14 protein-coding genes are annotated in these 18,399 nt (G+C 47.8%); 11 read left to right on the top strand and 3 right to left on the bottom strand.

The features are described 5' to 3' along the window. Positions 1-37: 37 nt before the first annotated feature. From H141_RS0100550 to H141_RS0100525, 5 genes are all read left to right on the top strand, one after another. Positions 38-1,627, top strand: a complete 1,590-nt coding sequence (locus H141_RS0100550; protein WP_026349132.1) for an ABC-F family ATPase — start codon at positions 38-40, stop codon at positions 1,625-1,627. Between the two features lie 202 nt (positions 1,628-1,829). After that, positions 1,830-2,297, top strand: a complete 468-nt coding sequence (locus tag H141_RS0100545; RefSeq protein ID WP_019674291.1) for a Dps family protein — start codon at positions 1,830-1,832, stop codon at positions 2,295-2,297. Positions 2,298-2,500: 203 nt separating this feature from the next. Further along, the gene (locus H141_RS0100535) at positions 2,501-3,346 is read left to right on the top strand and encodes an HDOD domain-containing protein (RefSeq protein ID WP_026349131.1); all 846 of its coding nucleotides are present in this window, start codon (positions 2,501-2,503) and stop codon (positions 3,344-3,346) included. Between the two features lie 56 nt (positions 3,347-3,402). Continuing rightward, positions 3,403-5,097, top strand: coding sequence for an NAD-dependent malic enzyme (locus H141_RS0100530; protein ID WP_019674288.1), 1,695 nt, complete (start codon positions 3,403-3,405; stop codon positions 5,095-5,097). 112 nt (positions 5,098-5,209) lie between these two features. Continuing rightward, entirely contained in the window at positions 5,210-7,093 is a 1,884-nt protein-coding gene (locus tag H141_RS0100525; RefSeq protein WP_019674287.1) for a DUF885 domain-containing protein, read from the top strand. Positions 7,094-7,129: 36 nt separating this feature from the next. On the opposite strand, the gene H141_RS0100520 is transcribed toward H141_RS0100525, so the two are convergent. Together H141_RS0100520 and H141_RS0100515 are read right to left on the bottom strand one after the other, a co-directional pair. Further along, on the bottom strand, positions 7,130-7,621 hold the full coding sequence (locus tag H141_RS0100520) for a DUF1543 domain-containing protein (protein WP_019674286.1): 492 nt from the start codon (positions 7,619-7,621) through the stop codon (positions 7,130-7,132). Between the two features lie 33 nt (positions 7,622-7,654). Further along, positions 7,655-8,833 carry a hypothetical protein gene (locus H141_RS0100515; protein ID WP_205620317.1) on the bottom strand — a complete coding sequence of 393 codons (1,179 nt, stop codon included), beginning with the start codon at positions 8,831-8,833 and terminating at the stop codon, positions 7,655-7,657. Between the two features lie 353 nt (positions 8,834-9,186). Between H141_RS0100515 and H141_RS0100510 the strand changes: the two genes are divergently transcribed. The 6 genes from H141_RS0100510 to H141_RS0100485 all read left to right on the top strand — a co-directional run bounded on the left by H141_RS0100510 (position 9,187) and on the right by H141_RS0100485 (position 17,494). Beyond that, positions 9,187-10,236, top strand: a complete 1,050-nt coding sequence (locus H141_RS0100510; RefSeq protein WP_019674284.1) for an efflux RND transporter periplasmic adaptor subunit — start codon at positions 9,187-9,189, stop codon at positions 10,234-10,236. Continuing rightward, positions 10,233-13,322, top strand: a complete 3,090-nt coding sequence (locus tag H141_RS0100505; RefSeq protein ID WP_019674283.1) for an efflux RND transporter permease subunit — start codon at positions 10,233-10,235, stop codon at positions 13,320-13,322. Before H141_RS0100510 ends, H141_RS0100505 begins: the two co-directional genes overlap by 4 nt. Further along, positions 13,322-14,437 carry a GNAT family N-acetyltransferase gene (locus H141_RS0100500; protein ID WP_019674282.1) on the top strand — a complete coding sequence of 372 codons (1,116 nt, stop codon included), beginning with the start codon at positions 13,322-13,324 and terminating at the stop codon, positions 14,435-14,437. The genes H141_RS0100505 and H141_RS0100500 overlap by 1 nt, the downstream gene beginning before the upstream one ends. Positions 14,438-14,523: 86 nt before the next feature. Further along, positions 14,524-15,228, top strand: a complete 705-nt coding sequence (locus tag H141_RS0100495) for a tellurite resistance TerB family protein (RefSeq protein WP_019674281.1) — start codon at positions 14,524-14,526, stop codon at positions 15,226-15,228. A 90-nt stretch (positions 15,229-15,318) separates the two neighbouring features. Then, a complete protein-coding gene (locus tag H141_RS0100490; RefSeq protein WP_026349130.1) occupies positions 15,319-16,659 on the top strand; it encodes an ABC1 kinase family protein in 1,341 nt (446 codons plus the stop codon). After that, the gene (locus tag H141_RS0100485; protein ID WP_019674279.1) at positions 16,652-17,494 is read left to right on the top strand and encodes a MipA/OmpV family protein; all 843 of its coding nucleotides are present in this window, start codon (positions 16,652-16,654) and stop codon (positions 17,492-17,494) included. The genes H141_RS0100490 and H141_RS0100485 overlap by 8 nt, the downstream gene beginning before the upstream one ends. A 14-nt stretch (positions 17,495-17,508) precedes the next feature. On the opposite strand, the gene yghU is transcribed toward H141_RS0100485, so the two are convergent. Continuing rightward, a complete protein-coding gene (gene yghU / locus H141_RS0100480; RefSeq protein WP_019674278.1) occupies positions 17,509-18,375 on the bottom strand; it encodes a glutathione-dependent disulfide-bond oxidoreductase in 867 nt (288 codons plus the stop codon). Positions 18,376-18,399 lie beyond the last annotated feature (24 nt).

Here is an 18,399-nt window from a genome sequence, read left to right as displayed (position 1 = left end):
CCTTTTTCATCCAGTACAATCTGTAGCGGACCTTTTAGTGATCTCAACTGCCAATATTACAATGCAATTCGGCGCCAAGCCGTTGTTTGAAAACATTTCCATCAAATTCGGTGAAGGTAACCGGTATGGTCTGATCGGGGCCAATGGTTGTGGTAAATCGACTTTTATGAAAATCCTCAGCCGCGAACTTGAGCCGACTGCCGGCAATGTATCGGTTGAACCAAACCACCGGGTAGCCAAATTGCATCAGGATCAATTTGCTTTTGAGCAGTATTCAGTTATTGATACCGTGATAATGGGGCACGCCGATTTGTGGGCAGTGAAAGAAGAGCGTGATCGTATTTATGCCAGTAGCGAGATGAGCGAAGAAGACGGCATGAAAGTAGCCGATTTAGAAGTCGCGTTTGGTGAAATGGATGGGTACACCGCGGAATCCCGTGCCGGTGAATTATTAATTGGAGTTGGCATCCCGGTGGAACAACATTTTGGCCCGATGTCTGCCATCGCACCGGGTTTTAAACTGCGGGTGTTACTGGCCCAGGTACTATTTGCTGATCCGGAAATTATGCTGTTGGATGAACCGACCAACAACCTGGATATTAATACCATTCGCTGGTTAGAAAACGTGCTGGCCGAGCGCAACAGCACTATGGTTATTATTTCGCACGATCGCCATTTTTTAAACAGCGTCTGTACTCATATGGCCGATTTAGACTACGGTGAACTGCGGTTATACCCAGGCAACTACGATGAGTATATGTTTGCTGCTACCCAGGCAAGGGAGCGTCTGCTATCTGATAACGCCAAGAAAAAGGCCCAGATTGCTGAATTGCAAACCTTCGTCAGTCGTTTCTCTGCTAATGCCTCTAAAGCCAAGCAGGCCACTTCACGTGCTAAACAAATTGATAAAATTCAACTGGAAGAAGTTAAAGCCTCCAGCCGGGTGAATCCGTTTATCCGCTTTGAACAGCAAAAGCAGCTTTATCGTTTAGCGTTGGAAGTTGAAGGCCTGAACAAAAGCTTTGCCGAGCTGCAGCTATTGAAAAACCTGAATATGACTATTGAGGTTGGTGAGAAAGTGGCGATTCTGGGCGCTAACGGTATCGGTAAAACGACCTTGTTAAAATGTCTGATGGGCGATTTAACCCCGGAATCCGGCAAGATTAAGTGGTCTGAGAACGTTAAAATTGGTTACTATGCGCAGGATCATGCCCATGAATTTGCAGAGCCGATGACATTGTTTGACTGGATGAGCCAATGGAAGCAGCCGTCTGACGATGAACAAGCTATTCGTGGCATATTAGGCCGCTTATTATTTTCGCAGGACGAAATTAAAAAGTCGGTTAAAGTACTCTCTGGTGGTGAAAAGGGCAGGATGTTATTTGGTAAACTGATGTTGCAACGGCCAAATATTCTGGTGATGGATGAGCCGACGAATCACCTTGATATGGAGTCGATTGAATCATTGAATCTGGCGCTGGAACATTACAAAGGCACCTTGATTTTTGTCAGTCACGACCGTGAATTTGTATCGTCACTGGCCAGCCGGATTATTGAAATTACCGGCCAGGATGTCCGTAACTTTGCCGGTACTTACGAAGAGTACTTAATTGCTCAGGCCAGCTGATTAACGCTGTTCTGCTATTTTCAGATGTTAGTCGCCGGTAACTGTCTGGGTTACCGGCTTGTTTTTTTTCATATCGCCCCCACCTCTTTTTATAGCATTAGCTTTAACAATCAAGTTCTGACCCAAAATTCAAACCTGCATGCCATCTTTTATGGCGTGCTATATTTTTGTCAATCGCTTAACCAGACAAGGAAACGATAATATGAAAGTGAACATCGGTATTGAAGAGAACGAACGCAAAGCTATTTGTGAAGGGCTGGCAGTGCTGCTTGCCGACACCTATACCTTATATCTGAAAACGCATAATTATCATTGGAATGTTACCGGCCCGATGTTTCAAACCCTGCATACTTTGTTTGAAACCCAATACAATGAACTGGCTTTGGCGGTGGATGAGATTGCTGAGCGGATCCGGGCGCTGGGAGAATTTGCCCCTGGCTCTTACAAAGAATTCGCTAAATTAACCAGTATTAAAGAGGCTGACGGTATACCGACTGCTGAAGAGATGATTAAAGATTTGGTTAAAGGGCAGGAGGCTATTGCTAAAACGGCGCGCTCTATCGTGCCGGTAGCAGATAAAGCTTCAGACGAAGTTAGTCTTGATCTGTTAACGCAACGGATGACCGTGCATGAAAAAACCGCCTGGATGTTGCGAAGCCTGGTAGCATAAGGATAGGTTCGGACTTTATTTTCAAAAAGCAGCGTTAAATCGCTGCTTTTTTATGCGTAATCAGTCAAAAACAGTGTTTCATAGCAATGTCATAAAAAAGTACTAAGTTTTTCCGGCAAAAACTTGTAAAATCAGCGCCAGCAGCAACACTTAAAAGCATCAGATGCTTTTGGTGCTGATAGACCCAACCGGAGATGTCCCCGATGAACGCCATGCAATATGCGCAAAATGCTGTCGATTTATTTGCCTTTCCTGATAGTTATATCCGGGTGAAAGAGCTGATGGAATCGGATACTGCCAGTTTGGACGACATTGCTGAAGTTATCTTACTGGACCCGGTACTTACCTCTAAATTACTGAAACTGGCTAACAGTGCTGTGTATCGCTTGCCTTACCAGGTAGAGTCGGTAAGCAAAGCGCTGTTGGTTCTTGGTAAAGCCCAACTTTATAATCTGGTTGTCAGTATCGCCGTTAGTTCAGCCTGCAGCAAACTTAGCTCATCTTCTATCGACTTAGAACGGTTCTGGGAGCAAAGTATTAATGCGGCCCTGATTGGCAAATACCTGGCTAACTTTTGTGGTTTGCGCCAGCCTGATCGTTTATACGTTGCCGGCTTACTGCACAATATTGGCGAGTTGGTAGTGATGCAGCAAGCACCTGATAATGCAGCGCATTGTCAGAACTATACCAGTGACATTAAACCATGGCAGCTGCAGCAAACTACCTTGGGCTTTACTTATGCAGCCTGCGGCGCCGAATTGTTAAACCTGTGGCAGTTGCCCGATAGTATTGTCGAACCTATGGCCCGGCAGCACAGTACCCAGTTTAATGCGTCAGAGCCAGATGTGTTAATAAGTTATCTTGCGGTGCGGCTTGCCTTAGCAAACCAGCACCCTGACCTGTACAGTGTTAAAACCCTGGTTGATCCTTTTGTACTGGAGCTATTGCATCTGGAACAAGCTGATTTAATTAAAGCAATTGATTTTTGTAACACTGAGGGTCTGTTTATCCTGTCTGTTCTGAACCCACGTATCAGCACTATTTATTAAGCCAGTCTTTTACCGGCACTGCTTGCAGTGCCGGCGCCATTATTTGGAATATTGTTATGCCTGAAGCAAAAGTAAAATCCCCGTTATATACCGCCTATTCCGGCTCAGCGTTATTGGAAACGCCACTGCTTAACAAAGGCAGTGCGTTTAGCCGGGAAGAGCGGGCGGCATTTAACCTTACCGGAATACTGCCACCCCGGTTTGAAACAATTGAAGAGCAGGTAAGCCGGGCCTATCTGCAATATAAAAGTTTTGATACAGCGATTAACAAGCATATTTATCTGCGGGCAATTCAGGATAACAACGAAACATTGTTTTATCGGCTGGTGCAGCAACATTTAGATGAAATGATCCCAATTATCTATACGCCAACGGTAGGCGATGCCTGCGAACAGTTCTCGGATATTTATCGAAGTGCCCGTGGTTTATTTATCAGCTTTGAAGATCGCTACAATCTGGATGATATACTGCGTAATGCGACCAAAGCTAAAGTAAAAGTGATAGTGGTAACCGATGGTGAACGGGTACTGGGCCTGGGCGACCAGGGTATCGGTGGTATGGGTATTTCAATTGGTAAACTGTCGCTGTATACCGCCTGTGGTGGTATAAGTCCGGCTTATACCTTGCCGGTAATGCTGGATGTAGGTACCAATAATGAAAAATTATTGAACGACCCCATGTATATGGGGCTGCGACAGAAACGGGTAGCACAGGACGATTATAATGAGTTCGTTGATCTGTTTTTAAAAGCGGTTAAACGCCGCTGGCCAGAGGCAATTGTTCAGTTTGAAGATTTTGCCCAGCCTAATGCCATGCCATTGTTGCAGCGCTATCGGGATCAGATCTGTTGTTTTAATGATGATATTCAGGGCACCGCTGCTGTTACTGTTGGTACTTTGCTGGCAGCATGCTTGAGCAAAGGGGTTAAGCTCAGTAGCCAGAAAGTGGTGTTTGTTGGCGCAGGATCAGCAGGCTGCGGCATTGCCGAGCAAGTGATTAGTCAAATGGTGGCGGAAGGTATAACTGAGCAGCAAGCCCGCCAGCAAATATTTATGATTGACCGTTTCGGCCTGCTTACTGATGCGATGCCCGATTTACGTGATTTTCAGCAAGCGTTAACCCAAAGTTCAACGGCTATTGCTGGCTGGCATTACAGTGGTGATTACCCAAGTTTGCTGGATGTGATGAATTGCGCCACTCCGGATATATTAATTGGGGTTTCAGGCCAGGCCGGGCTGTTTACTGAGCAGGTAGTGCGGGCGATGAAGAAAGGCTGTGACAAACCCATTATATTTCCACTTAGTAACCCATCACGGCAAGTAGAAGCTACGCCACAGCAAGTAATAGAATGGACTGATGGTCAGGTGATTGTTGCTACCGGCAGCCCTTTTGCCCCGGTAGAATATCAGGGCAAACAGCATCTGATTGCCCAGTGTAACAATAGTTATATATTTCCGGGTATTGGTCTTGGCGTAATAGCGGTCAAAGCCCGCTTAATCAGTGATGAAATGCTGCGCGCTGCCAGTAAAACCCTGGCAGCCACATCACCTTTGGCTAATACCGGTAAAGGCGGCTTGTTACCGCCGTTTACTGCACTGGCTGAACTGAGTAAGAAAATTGCTTTTGCTGTGGCTAAAGTAGCCCAGAAACAGGGTTTAGCACTGGAAATTGACGACAATACGCTGCAGCAACGAATAGAAGATAATTTCTGGAAACCGCAATACCGTCATTATAAGCGGGTTAGCGGTTAAACCAGCCCGAACAATGAGTTAGTTACTTAAAACTTGTTACATTTTGTTTTAGACTCAGAACCTTATTAACGGTACGCTACGAGTAATCTCTGTCCGTTAATAAGGATCCGTAATGCGCAAATCACTGTTATGTATTGCTGTTGCCAGTATTCTGGCTGGTTGTAGTCCAGCTCCGGAAAATACCGCTAATAACGCTAACCAAAATGCTGCGGTTGCACAAATAACCAGTCAGCAGTCTGCAAACTCTGCCACTGAGCGGTTAAATCAATGGTTTGAGCAAAAGTATGAGCAGCAACTGCAACAAAGCCCTGTTCAGATGACTTTTATGGGGCGTAAAGATAAGTACGATCAAATCGATGATGTCACTCTGGCAGCTGAACAACAACAACTTGAATTGCTGGAAGCAAGCGTTGCCGAACTAAAAGCCAACTTTGTGTATGAAGAACTGGATTTAGAAGCGCAGACATCGTATGACGTTTGGCTCTACCAGTACGAAATGGCAAAAGAGGGCGCTCGTTTCAGAAGTAATCGCTATGTATTTACCCAAATGCAGGGGATCCATGCCTTATTACCGCAAATTCTGATTAATTTTCATAAAGTAGATAATGCTGAAGATATGCAGGCCTATGTCAGCCGGATTGAAGGGATAAGCAAGGCGATTACTGACTTATTACAGCGGGCGCAACAAAACGCGGAGCAGGGCGTACGGCCGCCCCGATTTGCCTATGAAGGGGTGTTAACTCAATTAGACAGCCTGCTAACCGGCGCACCGTTATCCGATGCTGAGCAGGATATTCCGCTGTGGGCCGACACCAAAGCCAAAATTAACAGCCTGATTGAAGCTGATAAATTAAGTGACGAACAAGCGAATGAGCTGACAAATAAAGCTAAAATAGCCCTGCAACAGCACTTTCAACCGGCTTATATGGGTTTAAAGCACTGGCTGCAGGACGATATCGATAACACTGACGCTGTTGCAACCGGAGTAGGTAAGCAGCCTGATGGTATTGCCTATTACAACCATCAGTTAAAAGTGTCCACCACCACTGATCTGACAGCTGAGCAAATTCATCAGATTGGTCTGGCAGAAGTTGAGCGGTTAACTGCAGAGATGACTGCCATTAAAAACCAGGTCGGGTTCCCCGGTGATCTGCAGGCCTTTTTTGAATTTATTAAAAAAGACGATCAGTTTTATTATCCGGATACTGATGCCGGACGGCAGGGGTATATCGATGACTCCCAGCAGTACCTGGACTTTATTAACAGCAGGTTACCGGAGTTTTTCGGAACCTTACCCAAGGCCGGTTTAGTGGTAAAACGGGTAGAGCCATTCCGTGAGCAACCGGGTGCTGCGCAGCACTACTTCCCGGGCACGCCAGACGGCAGCAGGCCAGGTGTTTATTATGCCCACTTGTCTGATATGCGCTCAATGCCAAAAAATGAGATGGAAGCCATTGCCTATCATGAGGGCAGCCCTGGCCATCATATGCAAATTTCAATTGCTCAGGAGTTGACATCGGTACCAACCTTCCGCACCCAGGCCCGGTTCACCGTCTATTCAGAGGGCTGGGCTTTATATGCGGAATTGCTGGCGAAAGAAATGGGCGCTTACCAAAACCCTTATTCTGATTTTGGCCGGTTAATTACTGAAATGTGGCGGGCAGTAAGACTGGTTGTCGACACCGGCTTGCATAGTAAAGGCTGGACTGAGCAGCAGGCAATTGACTACTTCCTGCAGAAAACCCCGATCGCCGAAGGTGCAGTGCTGTCGGAAGTGCGGCGTTATCTGGTAATACCGGGACAGGCAACGGCTTATAAAATCGGTATGATTAAGATTCTGGAATTGCGGCAATATGCCGAACAGGAACTAGGAGAAGCCTTTGATATCCGGGAATTTCACGACACCATTCTAACCGGTGGTGCTTTACCACTTAGCGTGTTAGAACGGCGGGTGAAAAACTGGGTAAGCCAGCTGAAAACCAGCTCAGCTGCCTGATTTTCCGGTTACGCGTATCGTTATTGGCATTAATATTCAGTCGATAACAATATAGTCATTTTCAAAATAACAACCATCGTGTGGAGCCGGGTGCAGCTTAATGTAGCGCCCGGCCACTTTTTCAATAGCGACGCATTGCTCTACTTCAAACACGTTATCGGTGTGAGGTTTATCCCACTTCAGGCTTAGTTGCTGTTTGGCCATTTGTTTCGCTTGGGCTTTATTATCAGCGGCCAGCACCAGATAGCGGTGATCTTCGCCGAACACACTGCCAATATAGCCCCCTAGATTGATGAAAAATAATTTTGGACCTTCATCGCCCGGGCTATCGACCATGCTGACGGCGTAAGGACCGACACCTGATATCGCCATCCAGGCATCAATATGCAGCCCTTTGGGTTCGGCAAACCATAACGCTTGTAACTGCGGATAGGTTTGCTCAAGAGTCTCACCTGCTACAAACACGACGTCGTGAATTTCAATATTGGCTTTGGGGTGGCTACCACCAAGCATCACCATGTACAGCATTAGCTAAATTCCATTGTTTTTAAAACAATGATATTAGCCGGTTACTGGTGGCATTACTATGCCGGGGTTACTGCGCCAGATCAGCCTGAAGCCTTTGTTTAACAGATACAAAAACAGCAATGGCAATAACAGGGTTTTCAGGAAGAATAACGCCATTAAATTAAGAATGTTGTTTACTGCATTATCCAGTCGTTGCTTAAGTTGGTAAACCTGACGTGGGTTAACAGCGTCTTTAATTGCCGCAATACCATCGCCCAGCGAATTAAAGCTATTACCTATTGCCGCAAAGAAGCCAGGCGTTTTGCCTTCTAAAGCCAGTTCAGCAAGCTGGATTTGATTGCGAATGTCAGCCTGTTGCCGTAGCAGAAGCTGTTGCTCGGTTTGCCAGCTTTGTAAGGCATCACGACGTTGTTTAATCTTTTCATTTAATTGCTGCACACGCGGATCGGGATTAAGGTAATTTAACCGTTGCAAGGCTCCCAGTTCCCGCACCAGATTTTCTAACTGCTGTTGTAGCGTGGCGAGTTCCTGCTGCCCTTGTTGCTGGCGTTGCTGCAAGGCATCGAGGTTCTGGCTGATGCCGGACGCCTGCCGCTGTAACCCGGCAATGTTAGCAGTAAGCTCCCGGCTTAGTGCCGGGTTACTAAGTTGCCCGCTTTGCTCTGCAACGCCTTCAATAGTTTCGAGGATTTGCATTTGATCCTGGGTCCGGTCATGCAAAAAGGCCTTATCTACCAGGCCATTCGCGGCCACGACTAATACCAGCGCAAAACGTAAAAATAATAAAGCTAAAAACACCCGCAGCAACAGCAGCCTGAAATAGGCTGCAGCAGACTGCCCTGACAACAATGAACTGAGCACGACAGACACTGCAGAAAGCGTCAGGACAGCCTTAAAAAAGGTATCGCTGACAATTTCCAATAGTACTTTTTGAATAGCCAATGAACCGATAGCTAATTTCATCGCCGACGAGTACTGCTCTACCAGATCATTCAGCGGGTCAAGTACCTGACCGGCGCCGACCGAACCGCCTATACCAAAGCTAAATTCAAAGGTAACGGATTGTAAGAAAGAAATAAGGGCATTCATCCCTCTGGCGACTAAAAAAGCAGAGCTGGCCTGGACCAACGCCTGGTCAATGTATGCTGTTGTATAGTGATCAATAATGCCACTCCACGACAGCACCACACTTAGCACAATAAGACTAAACATAAACCAGCGCACTTTACTTGAATAGTCTCGATTGGAATAATCTCGGCCGGAATAGTCGCGATGCTTACTTTTAAGCGTTACTTCTGACATTGCTTAGCCTCTGCCGCTGGTAAAGAACATTAAAATGATGCTAGCAGCCAGTTGCTATACTGTCGATGAGCATAAGTCGCTTAACTCAAATTACCGCAGCCTGTCGCCAATTAACCGAGTTTAGTGATCATCTGCGAATAAAAGTCGTATATTGCGAACTACAACATCCGGATAAGTAATTCTGGTATGGCGTCTGCAGTTGCCAGTTCAGCGCAGGCGTTAACCGAAACAATGGCGACACAAGATCGGTAAAAGGAAAGTTAATGATAACAGCATGGCAAAAAGCGATATGGCTGGCCGTATTTATTTTATTCAGCAGCACCAGCTTCAGCTCGTGGGCGCAAAGCCGCGGCGCGGGCCGGACAGCGCAGGTTATTACTATCCCCGTAGAGTTTGAACAGCAAAGCAGCCGGATTGAGGCAGTTGGTTCGGCGGAGGCAGTGCAATCTGTAATAATATATCCGGCAGTAGCGGATAAAGTCACAGCGATTCATTTTGTGCCGGGCCAGAAAGTTCAGCGTGGTGAAGTTTTGCTGGAGTTAGACGCCAGACGGCAGACAGTGGCTGTAGACCGGGCCCGTATTCAGTTAGCTGATGCGGAACGTACTCTGGAGCGGCTAATTGCCAGCAGGCGGCAGGGAGCGATTGCGCAAAGCGAGTTAGATGATGCTATGACTGCCCGTGATTTGCTAAAAGTGTCGCTGACCGAAGCAGAAACTGAATTGGCAGATCGCACCGTACGGGCGCCCTTTGCTGGTGTTGTTGGCTTAACTGACGTGGAAATTGGTGACAGAATTAGCCAGCAAACAGCAATAACAACCCTGGACAACCGGAACCAGCTATTGATTAACTTCAGTGCGCCGGAAACCGCCCTGGCCATGCTGCAGCAACAACCCCGGCTTACCCTGCAACCCTGGCAGGGTGACAACATTAGCCTCAATGCTGAAATAAGCCAGCTAGATTCCAGAATCGACAATACTAACCGGACAATCCGGGTGCGGGCCTTACTGGATAACGCTGCAGATTTATACCGGCCTGGCATGAGTTTCAGAGTGAAACTTGAAGTGCTTGGTCAGTCATATGCAGTGGTACCGGAAGCAGCGCTATTATGGGGCGCGACCGGCGCTTATGTCTGGATTGAGCAGGATAACAAGGCGAAAAGAATCGACGTACAGATAAAGCAGCGTCTGAGCGGCAGGCTGCTGGTGTCGGCCGAATTAAATGAAGGTGATATGTTAATCACTGAGGGCGTGCAAAGCCTGCGGGCCGGACAAACGGTGCAGGCTGCAAATGAGCAAAGGGCGGGCCTATGAATTCTGAACCAATTCATAACGATCTGCCATCGCTGTCTATTCGCCGGCCCGTACTGATTGTTGTGCTCAATCTTTTGATCATTATTGCCGGCTTTGCCGCAATAAATGGCCTGGAAGTGCGGGAACTGCCCGATGTTGACCGGCCAATTGTCTCTGTTACCGCCAGTTTTCCCGGTGGCTCCCCTGAAACTGTCGATACCGAAGTAACCAGTAAGCTTGAGGGAGCAGTAGCCCGGGTGTCAGGCGTAAAGTCTATTAATGCCTCAAGTGAAGAGGGCAGTTCGCGGATTAGGGTTGAGTTTCGGCCGGGCGTTAACTTAGATGATGCCGCCAATGAAACCCGTGAGGCCGTCAGCAGGGTACAACGAGAGTTGCCAAACGGGGTCGAAAGACTGGCCATTATAAAAGCCGATAACGATGCAGAGTCGGTAGTTAGTATCGCGGTATCAAGTTCTACCCTTGATTTGGAAACACTGACTGAAAGAATAGAAACAGACTTAGCGCCACTTTTTTTAACCATCCCAGGTGTTGCTGATGTCAGATTAAATGGCGACAGGCAGCGGGTATTGCGGGTTATTCTTGATCCGCTGCGCCTGACCAGTTTTAACCTGGCGGTTACCGATGTAGCAGCCGCGCTTCGACAGGCCCCCTTTGATGTGCCAGCGGGGAGTTTACGCTCAACCGATCAACAACTTATTGTCAGAGCTGATGCTACCTCAGTCAGTGCCGAACAGGTTGCAGACATTATTATTAGTGGTGATACCCGGATTGGTGATGTTGCCACCGTATATTTTGGTCCGGCAGATGCTAACAGCATGGTAAGACTGGATGGCAGGCCGGTTATTGGCCTGGGTATTATTCGGCAGGCACGTTCTAATACTATCGAAATTTCTGATGAAGTTTTGGCGTTGGTGAAGCAAGTCGAAAACCGTTTTCCTGAACTGCAACTGCAGGTAACCTCTGATGATGCTGAATTTATCCGGGGCTCAGTGCGCGAAGTCATTACCTCACTGGCGCTGACAATACTGCTGGTTATTTTTACGCTGTGGTTATTTATCGGTTCCTGGCGCGCCACCATCGTGCCTGCATTGTCTATTCCTGTCTCTCTGATTGGTGCATTGGCTGCCATCTGGTTAATGGGCTTTTCAATCAATATTCTGACCTTGCTGGCATTGGTGTTAGCAACAGGATTAATTGTCGATGATGCTATTGTAGTGTCGGAGAATATTCAACGCCGCCGCAGTATGGGGTTAGGCGCGCGGGCTGCCGCAGTTATCGGCACCCGTGAAGTGTTTTTTGCAGTGGTTGCCACCACTGCAGTATTAGTCGCCGTTTTCGTGCCTATTGCGTTTTTACCTTCAACTGCCGGCCGCTTATTCCGTGAATTTGGTGGTGTACTGGCCGCTGCGGTTATTATTTCATCTTTTGTAGCCTTGTCGCTGGTGCCGGCGTTAACTGCCCGGTTACCCATTAAACAAGGTGCCAGAAATATCTTTGGCGGCATAGGTAACCGCTTGCTGACGATATACAGCCGCAGCCTGCACTGGACGCTTGACCATGCGCTTGTGGTGTTTATTGCTTGCCTGTTAGCTGCCGGCGGTGCCGGTGCAGTTTATCTGGTTCTTGATAATGAACTGATGCCAAGCGAAGACCGGGGTACTATTAGGGTATTTGCCCGCGGCCCGGACGGGGTAGGCCTGAACTTTATGGACCGCCAGGCTGATAAAATGGAAGAGATCCTACTGCCCTTTGTTAATGGCGGTGATATTGATTCTATTTATACTGTGGTAGGCCAGTGGGATCCTAACCTGGTCTTTATAACGGTGCCATTAAAAAACTGGAGCGAACGCAGCAAGTCACAACAGGAAATAATCAATCAAATCAGTCCTCAGCTGGCAGCAATTCCGGGCGCACCCGCCCGGGCCTTTGGCTCAAACAGCCTTAACCTGCGTGGTCAGGGGGGAGGCCTGGAGCTGGCGCTGACCGGAGAGTCTTACGCCAGTATTTTTGCCGCTGCTCAGGCGTTTTCTAAAGCAATTCAGCAGCAAATGCCTGAAATGGGTATGCCTCGTATATCCTATCAGCCCACGCAGCCTCAGCTGCGGGTAAATATTGACCGGCGCCGCGCGGAAGAATTAGGGGTACCGTTATCAGATATTGCTGCCACTTTACGGGTAGCAATAAATGGTGACGATTTAGCCGACTTAAATGTGGGCGATCAGTCGGTGCCTGTTATTTTGCAGGCAGCCGCTACATCGGTTACCGACCCATCAGATCTGGCCAATTTGTATGTCGGCTCGCGGGCTGGCGGGCTGGTTCCACTTTCCAGTCTGGCTTATATTTCCGAAGAAGGAGTAGCAGCTGAACTGGAACGCCAGGCGCAGCGCCGGGCCATTGAAATGGAAATGGAATTGCCGGTCGATATGTCGATGGAGCAGGCAGTTGAGCAATTACGAACTCTGGCCCAGCAGGAACTGCCCGCTAATGTCGGTCTGGTATTTCTGGGAGAAGCGTTAACCTTTGAAGAAACGGCGCGGGAAATAACCCTGACCTATGTTCTGGCTTTTATTATTGTTTTGCTGGTATTGGCAGCACAGTTTGAAAGTGCTAACAGTGCTGTAGTAGTGATGGCCACAGTGCCATTTGGTATCGCGGCAGCGTTGTTCGCGCTGTTTTTAACCGGCACTTCAATTAACATCTATTCGCAGATTGGCCTGGTGATGCTTATAGGTTTACTGGCCAAAAATGCCATTCTACTGGTGGAGTTTGCCGATCAGCTACGGGATCGTGGTTACAGTGTCAGAAAAGCGGTGGAAGAAGCGGCACAAATCCGGCTGCGGCCAATTGCCATGACATTATTGTCAACTTTACTCGGCGGTTTACCGTTAATTTTATCTACCGGCGCCGGAGCAGAAGCCCGTAATGCCATTGGCTGGGTAGTATTTGGTGGTCTGGGTATAGCAGTAGTATTTACCTTGTATCTAACGCCGGTTCTCTATCTGGCACTCGCACGCTTTGCCAAACCGCGGGCAGACGAAAGCAACCGCTTGGAACAAGAGCTGGCAGCGGCTAAGCAGTTCGATTAATGCTTGAAATAAAGCTGTGTGATGAGTTGGCAACGATTGATGCAGCTGCATGGGACAGCTTGTTTAATGCAGACGCGCCTTTTTGTCGCCATGCTTTTTTGAGCGCGCTGGAGCAGGGCGGCAGTGTTGGTGCAGGCAGTGGCTGGCTGCCGCAGCACCTGTTGCTGTATCGGGCAGGTTGCTTAGTTGCCGCCATGCCAATGTATTTAAAGCTGCACTCTTATGGCGAATATTTGTTTGACTGGTCTATCGCTGAGGCGTATCAGCATTATCAGCTTAATTATTACCCGAAATTGCTCTGTGCTATTCCGTTTACCCCGGCTGAAGGACCCAGGCTGGGCGTGGCTGAGGGGGAAAACCGCAGCGAGATGTTTACCTTGTTATATCAGGCAATTAAACAGCGGCTGCAACAGCTTGCTTGCAGTAACTTTCAGTGTTTATACCCGGACTCGTTAAGCCAACACCTTTTGCGGGATAGCGGTATGCTGGAACGCTTTGATGTGCAGTTTCAGTGGCATAACCATAGCTACAACGACTTTGCTGGCTTTTTAGCCACGTTACCCTCTCGTAAACGCAAACAAATCAGCAAAGAGCGCCGCCAGGTAGCTGAACAGAATATCGTGATTAAATGCCTGAATGGAGCCCAGCTTAACTCTGATTTCTGGCAGACATTCAGCGGCTTTTATCGGGCTACCTACCAGAAAAGATCCGGCCATAATGGCTATTTAACCCCCGAAACCATTGCTTTGTGGGGCCAGAATATGGCTGACAGCATAGTGGTATTTGCTGCCTATGCTAATAATAAACTGGTAGCAGCCTCTTTGTGTTTTAAATCAGCAAACTGCTTATATGGTCGTTACTGGGGCTGTCTGGCTGAGTTTGATAAATTACATTTTGAATGTTGTTATTATGCTGGTATTGACTATTGCATTGCTAACAACATCAGCCGGTTTGATGCCGGTGCCCAGGGCGAGCATAAGCTTAAGCGCGGCTTTATGCCGGTTATCCGCCATGGTTTTTACCATTTCAGCCCAAGCCCCCTGCACAATGCCATTGCAGATTACTGCCAGCGAGAGCGCATGGCGCTATTACAACACTATCAGTTGCAGCCTTGATGCCTGCTTTTTATTCTGATGAAAAATTGAATTTATTTTCATTTCCAATATCAATACTCTGATTTCAGAAAATATTAAGGTGCAACATGAATACTAAAGGCTTATTAGATCAGTTACTAAAGTCTGGCTCTGGTTTACTTGGCAGCAACACTGCGGGAGCCAACAAAATCAGCGGATCGGCTTCGACTGGTGGTCTTAGCGGTATGTTATCCGGTAAGGGCGGAGCGGCGCTGGCAGGTGGCGCGCTGGGACTGCTGCTTGGTAGCAAAAAAGGCCGCAAGCTGGGAGGTAAAGTACTAACCTATGGCGGCATGGCAGCAGTTGGACTGGTCGCATATAAAGCTTACAGCAACTGGCAGAAGAATAACCAGCAACAGCAAAACCATACACCAGCGACGATCGACAGGGTACCTGAAGCCGAGATTGAAATTCACAGCAAAGCGATTTTAATCGCTGTTATTGCGGCGGCAAAATCTGATGGTCATATTGATGACCGGGAACGGGAAATCATTGATGCTGAAGTGGCCAAATTTACCCGCGATACCACTTTACTGCGCTGGATGGATACCGAGCTGCAGAAACCACTGGATCCCGTTGCAATAGCTACGGCGGCAAGCAGTCAGGAAATTGCCGCTGAAATGTATCTGGCCAGCGTATTGGTTATTGATGAAGAAAGTTTTATGGAACGCAGCTATCTGAATGAATTGGCAAAACAACTGAAGTTGCCCGTTGAACTGCAGCAGGAAATTAAAAAGCAGGCATTAGCAGCGGAGCAAATGGCGGGCGTCTGATGTTTGATAACTGAATTAAAACGTTTGTAACTGAGCCTATCCGCGTTCTGCTGCGTAAATTTAGTAAATGCAGATTATTTAAGGTGCGTAATGGCGGACAATTCATCTCAGGTACCGACCAACAGACTCAGTCGCTTTGGAGGACTGGCATCGTTAGCTGGACGCGTGGCAGGTGGTATGCTCGCTGAGGGTGCAAGGCAACTGGCCCAGGGCAACCGGCCAAGCAGTAAAAGCATGCTGCTAACCCCGGCAAATATTAAGCGGGTAGCCGATCAACTGGCTCATATGCGTGGTGCGGCAATGAAGCTAGGCCAGCTGCTATCGATGGACTCCGGTGATTTATTGCCGGCAGAGCTGACTGAATTGCTGGCCCGGCTGCGCGCTAATGCTAACCCGATGCCTGCCAAACAGTTAGCCCAGGTGCTGCGCCAGGAGTTAGGTGAACAATGGCAGCAGTATTTTGCTGATTTCAGTTTTAAACCAATGGCCGCCGCTTCGATTGGCCAGGTGCATCAGGCTTATCATGATAACGGCGACAAACTGGCCGTTAAAATACAGTATCCCGGGGTAAAAATCAGTATCGACAGTGATGTGGATAATGTGGCGTATCTACTGAAAATAAGTGGCCTGATCCCAGCCGGAGTGGAATATCAAAGTTTACTTAATGAAGCAAAAATTCAGTTAAAAAATGAAGCGGATTACCGTAAAGAAGCGGTCTATTTGCAACGCTACCAGCAGCATTTGACATCTGATGCTGCTTATCTGGTGCCTCAGGTTTATACCGATTTAAGTAGTGCCAATATCCTAATCATGTCTTATGTCGATGGTGAGCCCATTGAAAGCCTGCAAAGTGCGGCGCAAGCTGAAAAAGACCGGGTGCTTGAATTGATGTTCAGCTTGTTTTTCCGGGAGCTGTTTGAATTTAAACTGGTACAAACTGACCCGAATTTCGCTAATTATCTGTATAACCCGCATAGCAAGCAGCTGGTGCTGTTGGATTTTGGTGCCTGTCGCGATTATTCAGAGCAGATAAGCAACGGCTATCTGGCTTTATTTAAGGGCGCTTGTGCCAATGATCAGCCAGCGATGGAAAAGGCACTCACCACGATCGGTTTTTTCAGCCAGACTATCTTACCTGAGCAAAAAGCGGCAGTGTTAAATTTAGTTGCACTGGCTTGTGAACCGTTACGGCAAACCCAGCCTTTTGATTTTGATCAGAGTGATCTTGCAGTCCGGATGCGGGACGCCGGCACCGCTCTGAGTATGCAACAAAACTACTGGCACAGTCCGCCAGCTGACGCGCTGTTTTTGCACCGTAAAATTGCTGGTTTATATTTATTGGCTGCCAGACTTGGTGCCCGGGTGAATGTACGGCAACTGCTTGACCCTTATATTAATCAGTCGATCATTAAACAGGAAGCATATGCCTAATCGTATCAATACTTTACACATGATTGGTGCTTTTATCGCTAGCCATTTATTTGCCACATCTGTAAATGCAGAGCCGGCAACCGAGCTGCCGCTTTGGGAGGCAGGCATAATTGGTATGAATATTAATCAATTAGCCTATCCTGGCTCGAGCAAGCAGGTACAGCGTAGTTTTTTCTTACCCTACCTTATTTACCGCGGTGATTTGCTGCGGGCTGATCGCGGCACCGTTGGTTTGCGTGCATATAAAAGTGACACCCTTGAGCTTGATGTTGGTTTTGCTGCGGCACTGGGTTCATCAGAAAGTGATGTTCCAGTGCGGGATGGCATGCCTGAGCTTGGCACCCTGGTTGAAGCCGGCCCTCGTTTGCGCTGGACAATCAGCGATAATATCTGGGGGAGCAGGGTACGATTAGACCTGCCTGTTCGTGGGGTATTTGATATCGAAGACAGTATGCGTTTTAGTGGTGTCAGCATCGAACCTGCGTTATTTGCAGATGTTATTACCGCAAACAATTTAGCCTATTCATTTGGGATCAGTGCGCTGTTCGGTAGCGAGAAATTAACTGACCGCTTTTATCAGGTAACCGAGCAGTTTGTTACGTCAGTCCGACCTGAATTTGATGCTAAACCGGGGTTAATTGCTCTGCGTGCCTCAGGGGCTATCAGCAAAAAGTTTTCATCAAAATGGCGCGGCTTTGGTTTTGCCCGTTATGAAACGGTAACCAGCGCTAAAAACCAACATAGCCCTCTGGTGGTTAAAAATGCTGGTTGGTCGGTTGGTGTTGGTGTTACTTACATCTGGGCCACGTCGACCCAGACGGTAACGGGTTGGTAAATGTTTGCTGTATCTTAGTTATTTTTTTTCGGCACCATTTTTTTCACGGCACTATTGTTAAAATCGGTGCTGTTATGCCGTTCAGGTAATTGTGGCTCATCTCCCCAGTTGCGGTTAACCATAGCACCACGTTTTACTGCCGGGCGGGCGTCCAGCTGTTTTGCCCAGCGTTGCAGGTTGGGGTAGTCCTGTACCTGTAAAAACTCTGCCGCATCATACAACCGGCCCAATGCCAGCGCACCATACCAGGGCCAGATCGCCATATCAGCAATAGTATATTCATCTCCGGCAATGTACTGATTTGAAGCCAGCTGTTTATCTAACACATCAAGCTGACGTTTAGCTTCCATCGCATAGCGGTTTATTGGATATTCATATTTTTCCGGAGCATACGCATAAAAATGCCCAAAACCACCCCCTAAAAATGGCGCGCTACCCATTTGCCAGAATAACCAGTTCAGGGTTTCAGTGCGTTTGGCTGGGTTTTTCGGGATAAAAGCGTCAAATTTCTCAGCCAGGTATAACAGAATCGACCCGGATTCAAATACCCGGCAACTATTAGTAGTATCAAGCAGCGCTGGTATTTTAAAGTTCGGGTTAAGCCCGACAAAACCACTGCCAAACTGCTCGCCGTCTTTTATACTGATTAGCCAGGCATCATATTCAGCGTCGTTTATACCTGCCTCCAGTAATTCCTCCAGTAAAATTGTTACTTTAACGCCATTGGGTGTCGCCAGCGAATATAACTGTAAAGGCTGTTTGCCCACTGGCAAAACCTTTTCATGGGTGGCGCCGGCGACCGGGCGGTTAATACTGGCAAACTGGCCGCCGCTTTTTGTTTCGGGGTGCCAGACTTTAGGTGGGGTATAGTTGTTACTCATATATGCCTCCGGGAAATAGTTGAT

It is taken from the genome of Arsukibacterium perlucidum DSM 18276 (assembly GCF_000382165.1).
GTDB lineage: Bacteria > Pseudomonadota > Gammaproteobacteria > Enterobacterales > Alteromonadaceae > Alishewanella > Alishewanella perlucidum.
Note: the sequence above shows the minus strand (reverse complement) of the source record. Positions and strands in the feature narration are given on the sequence as shown.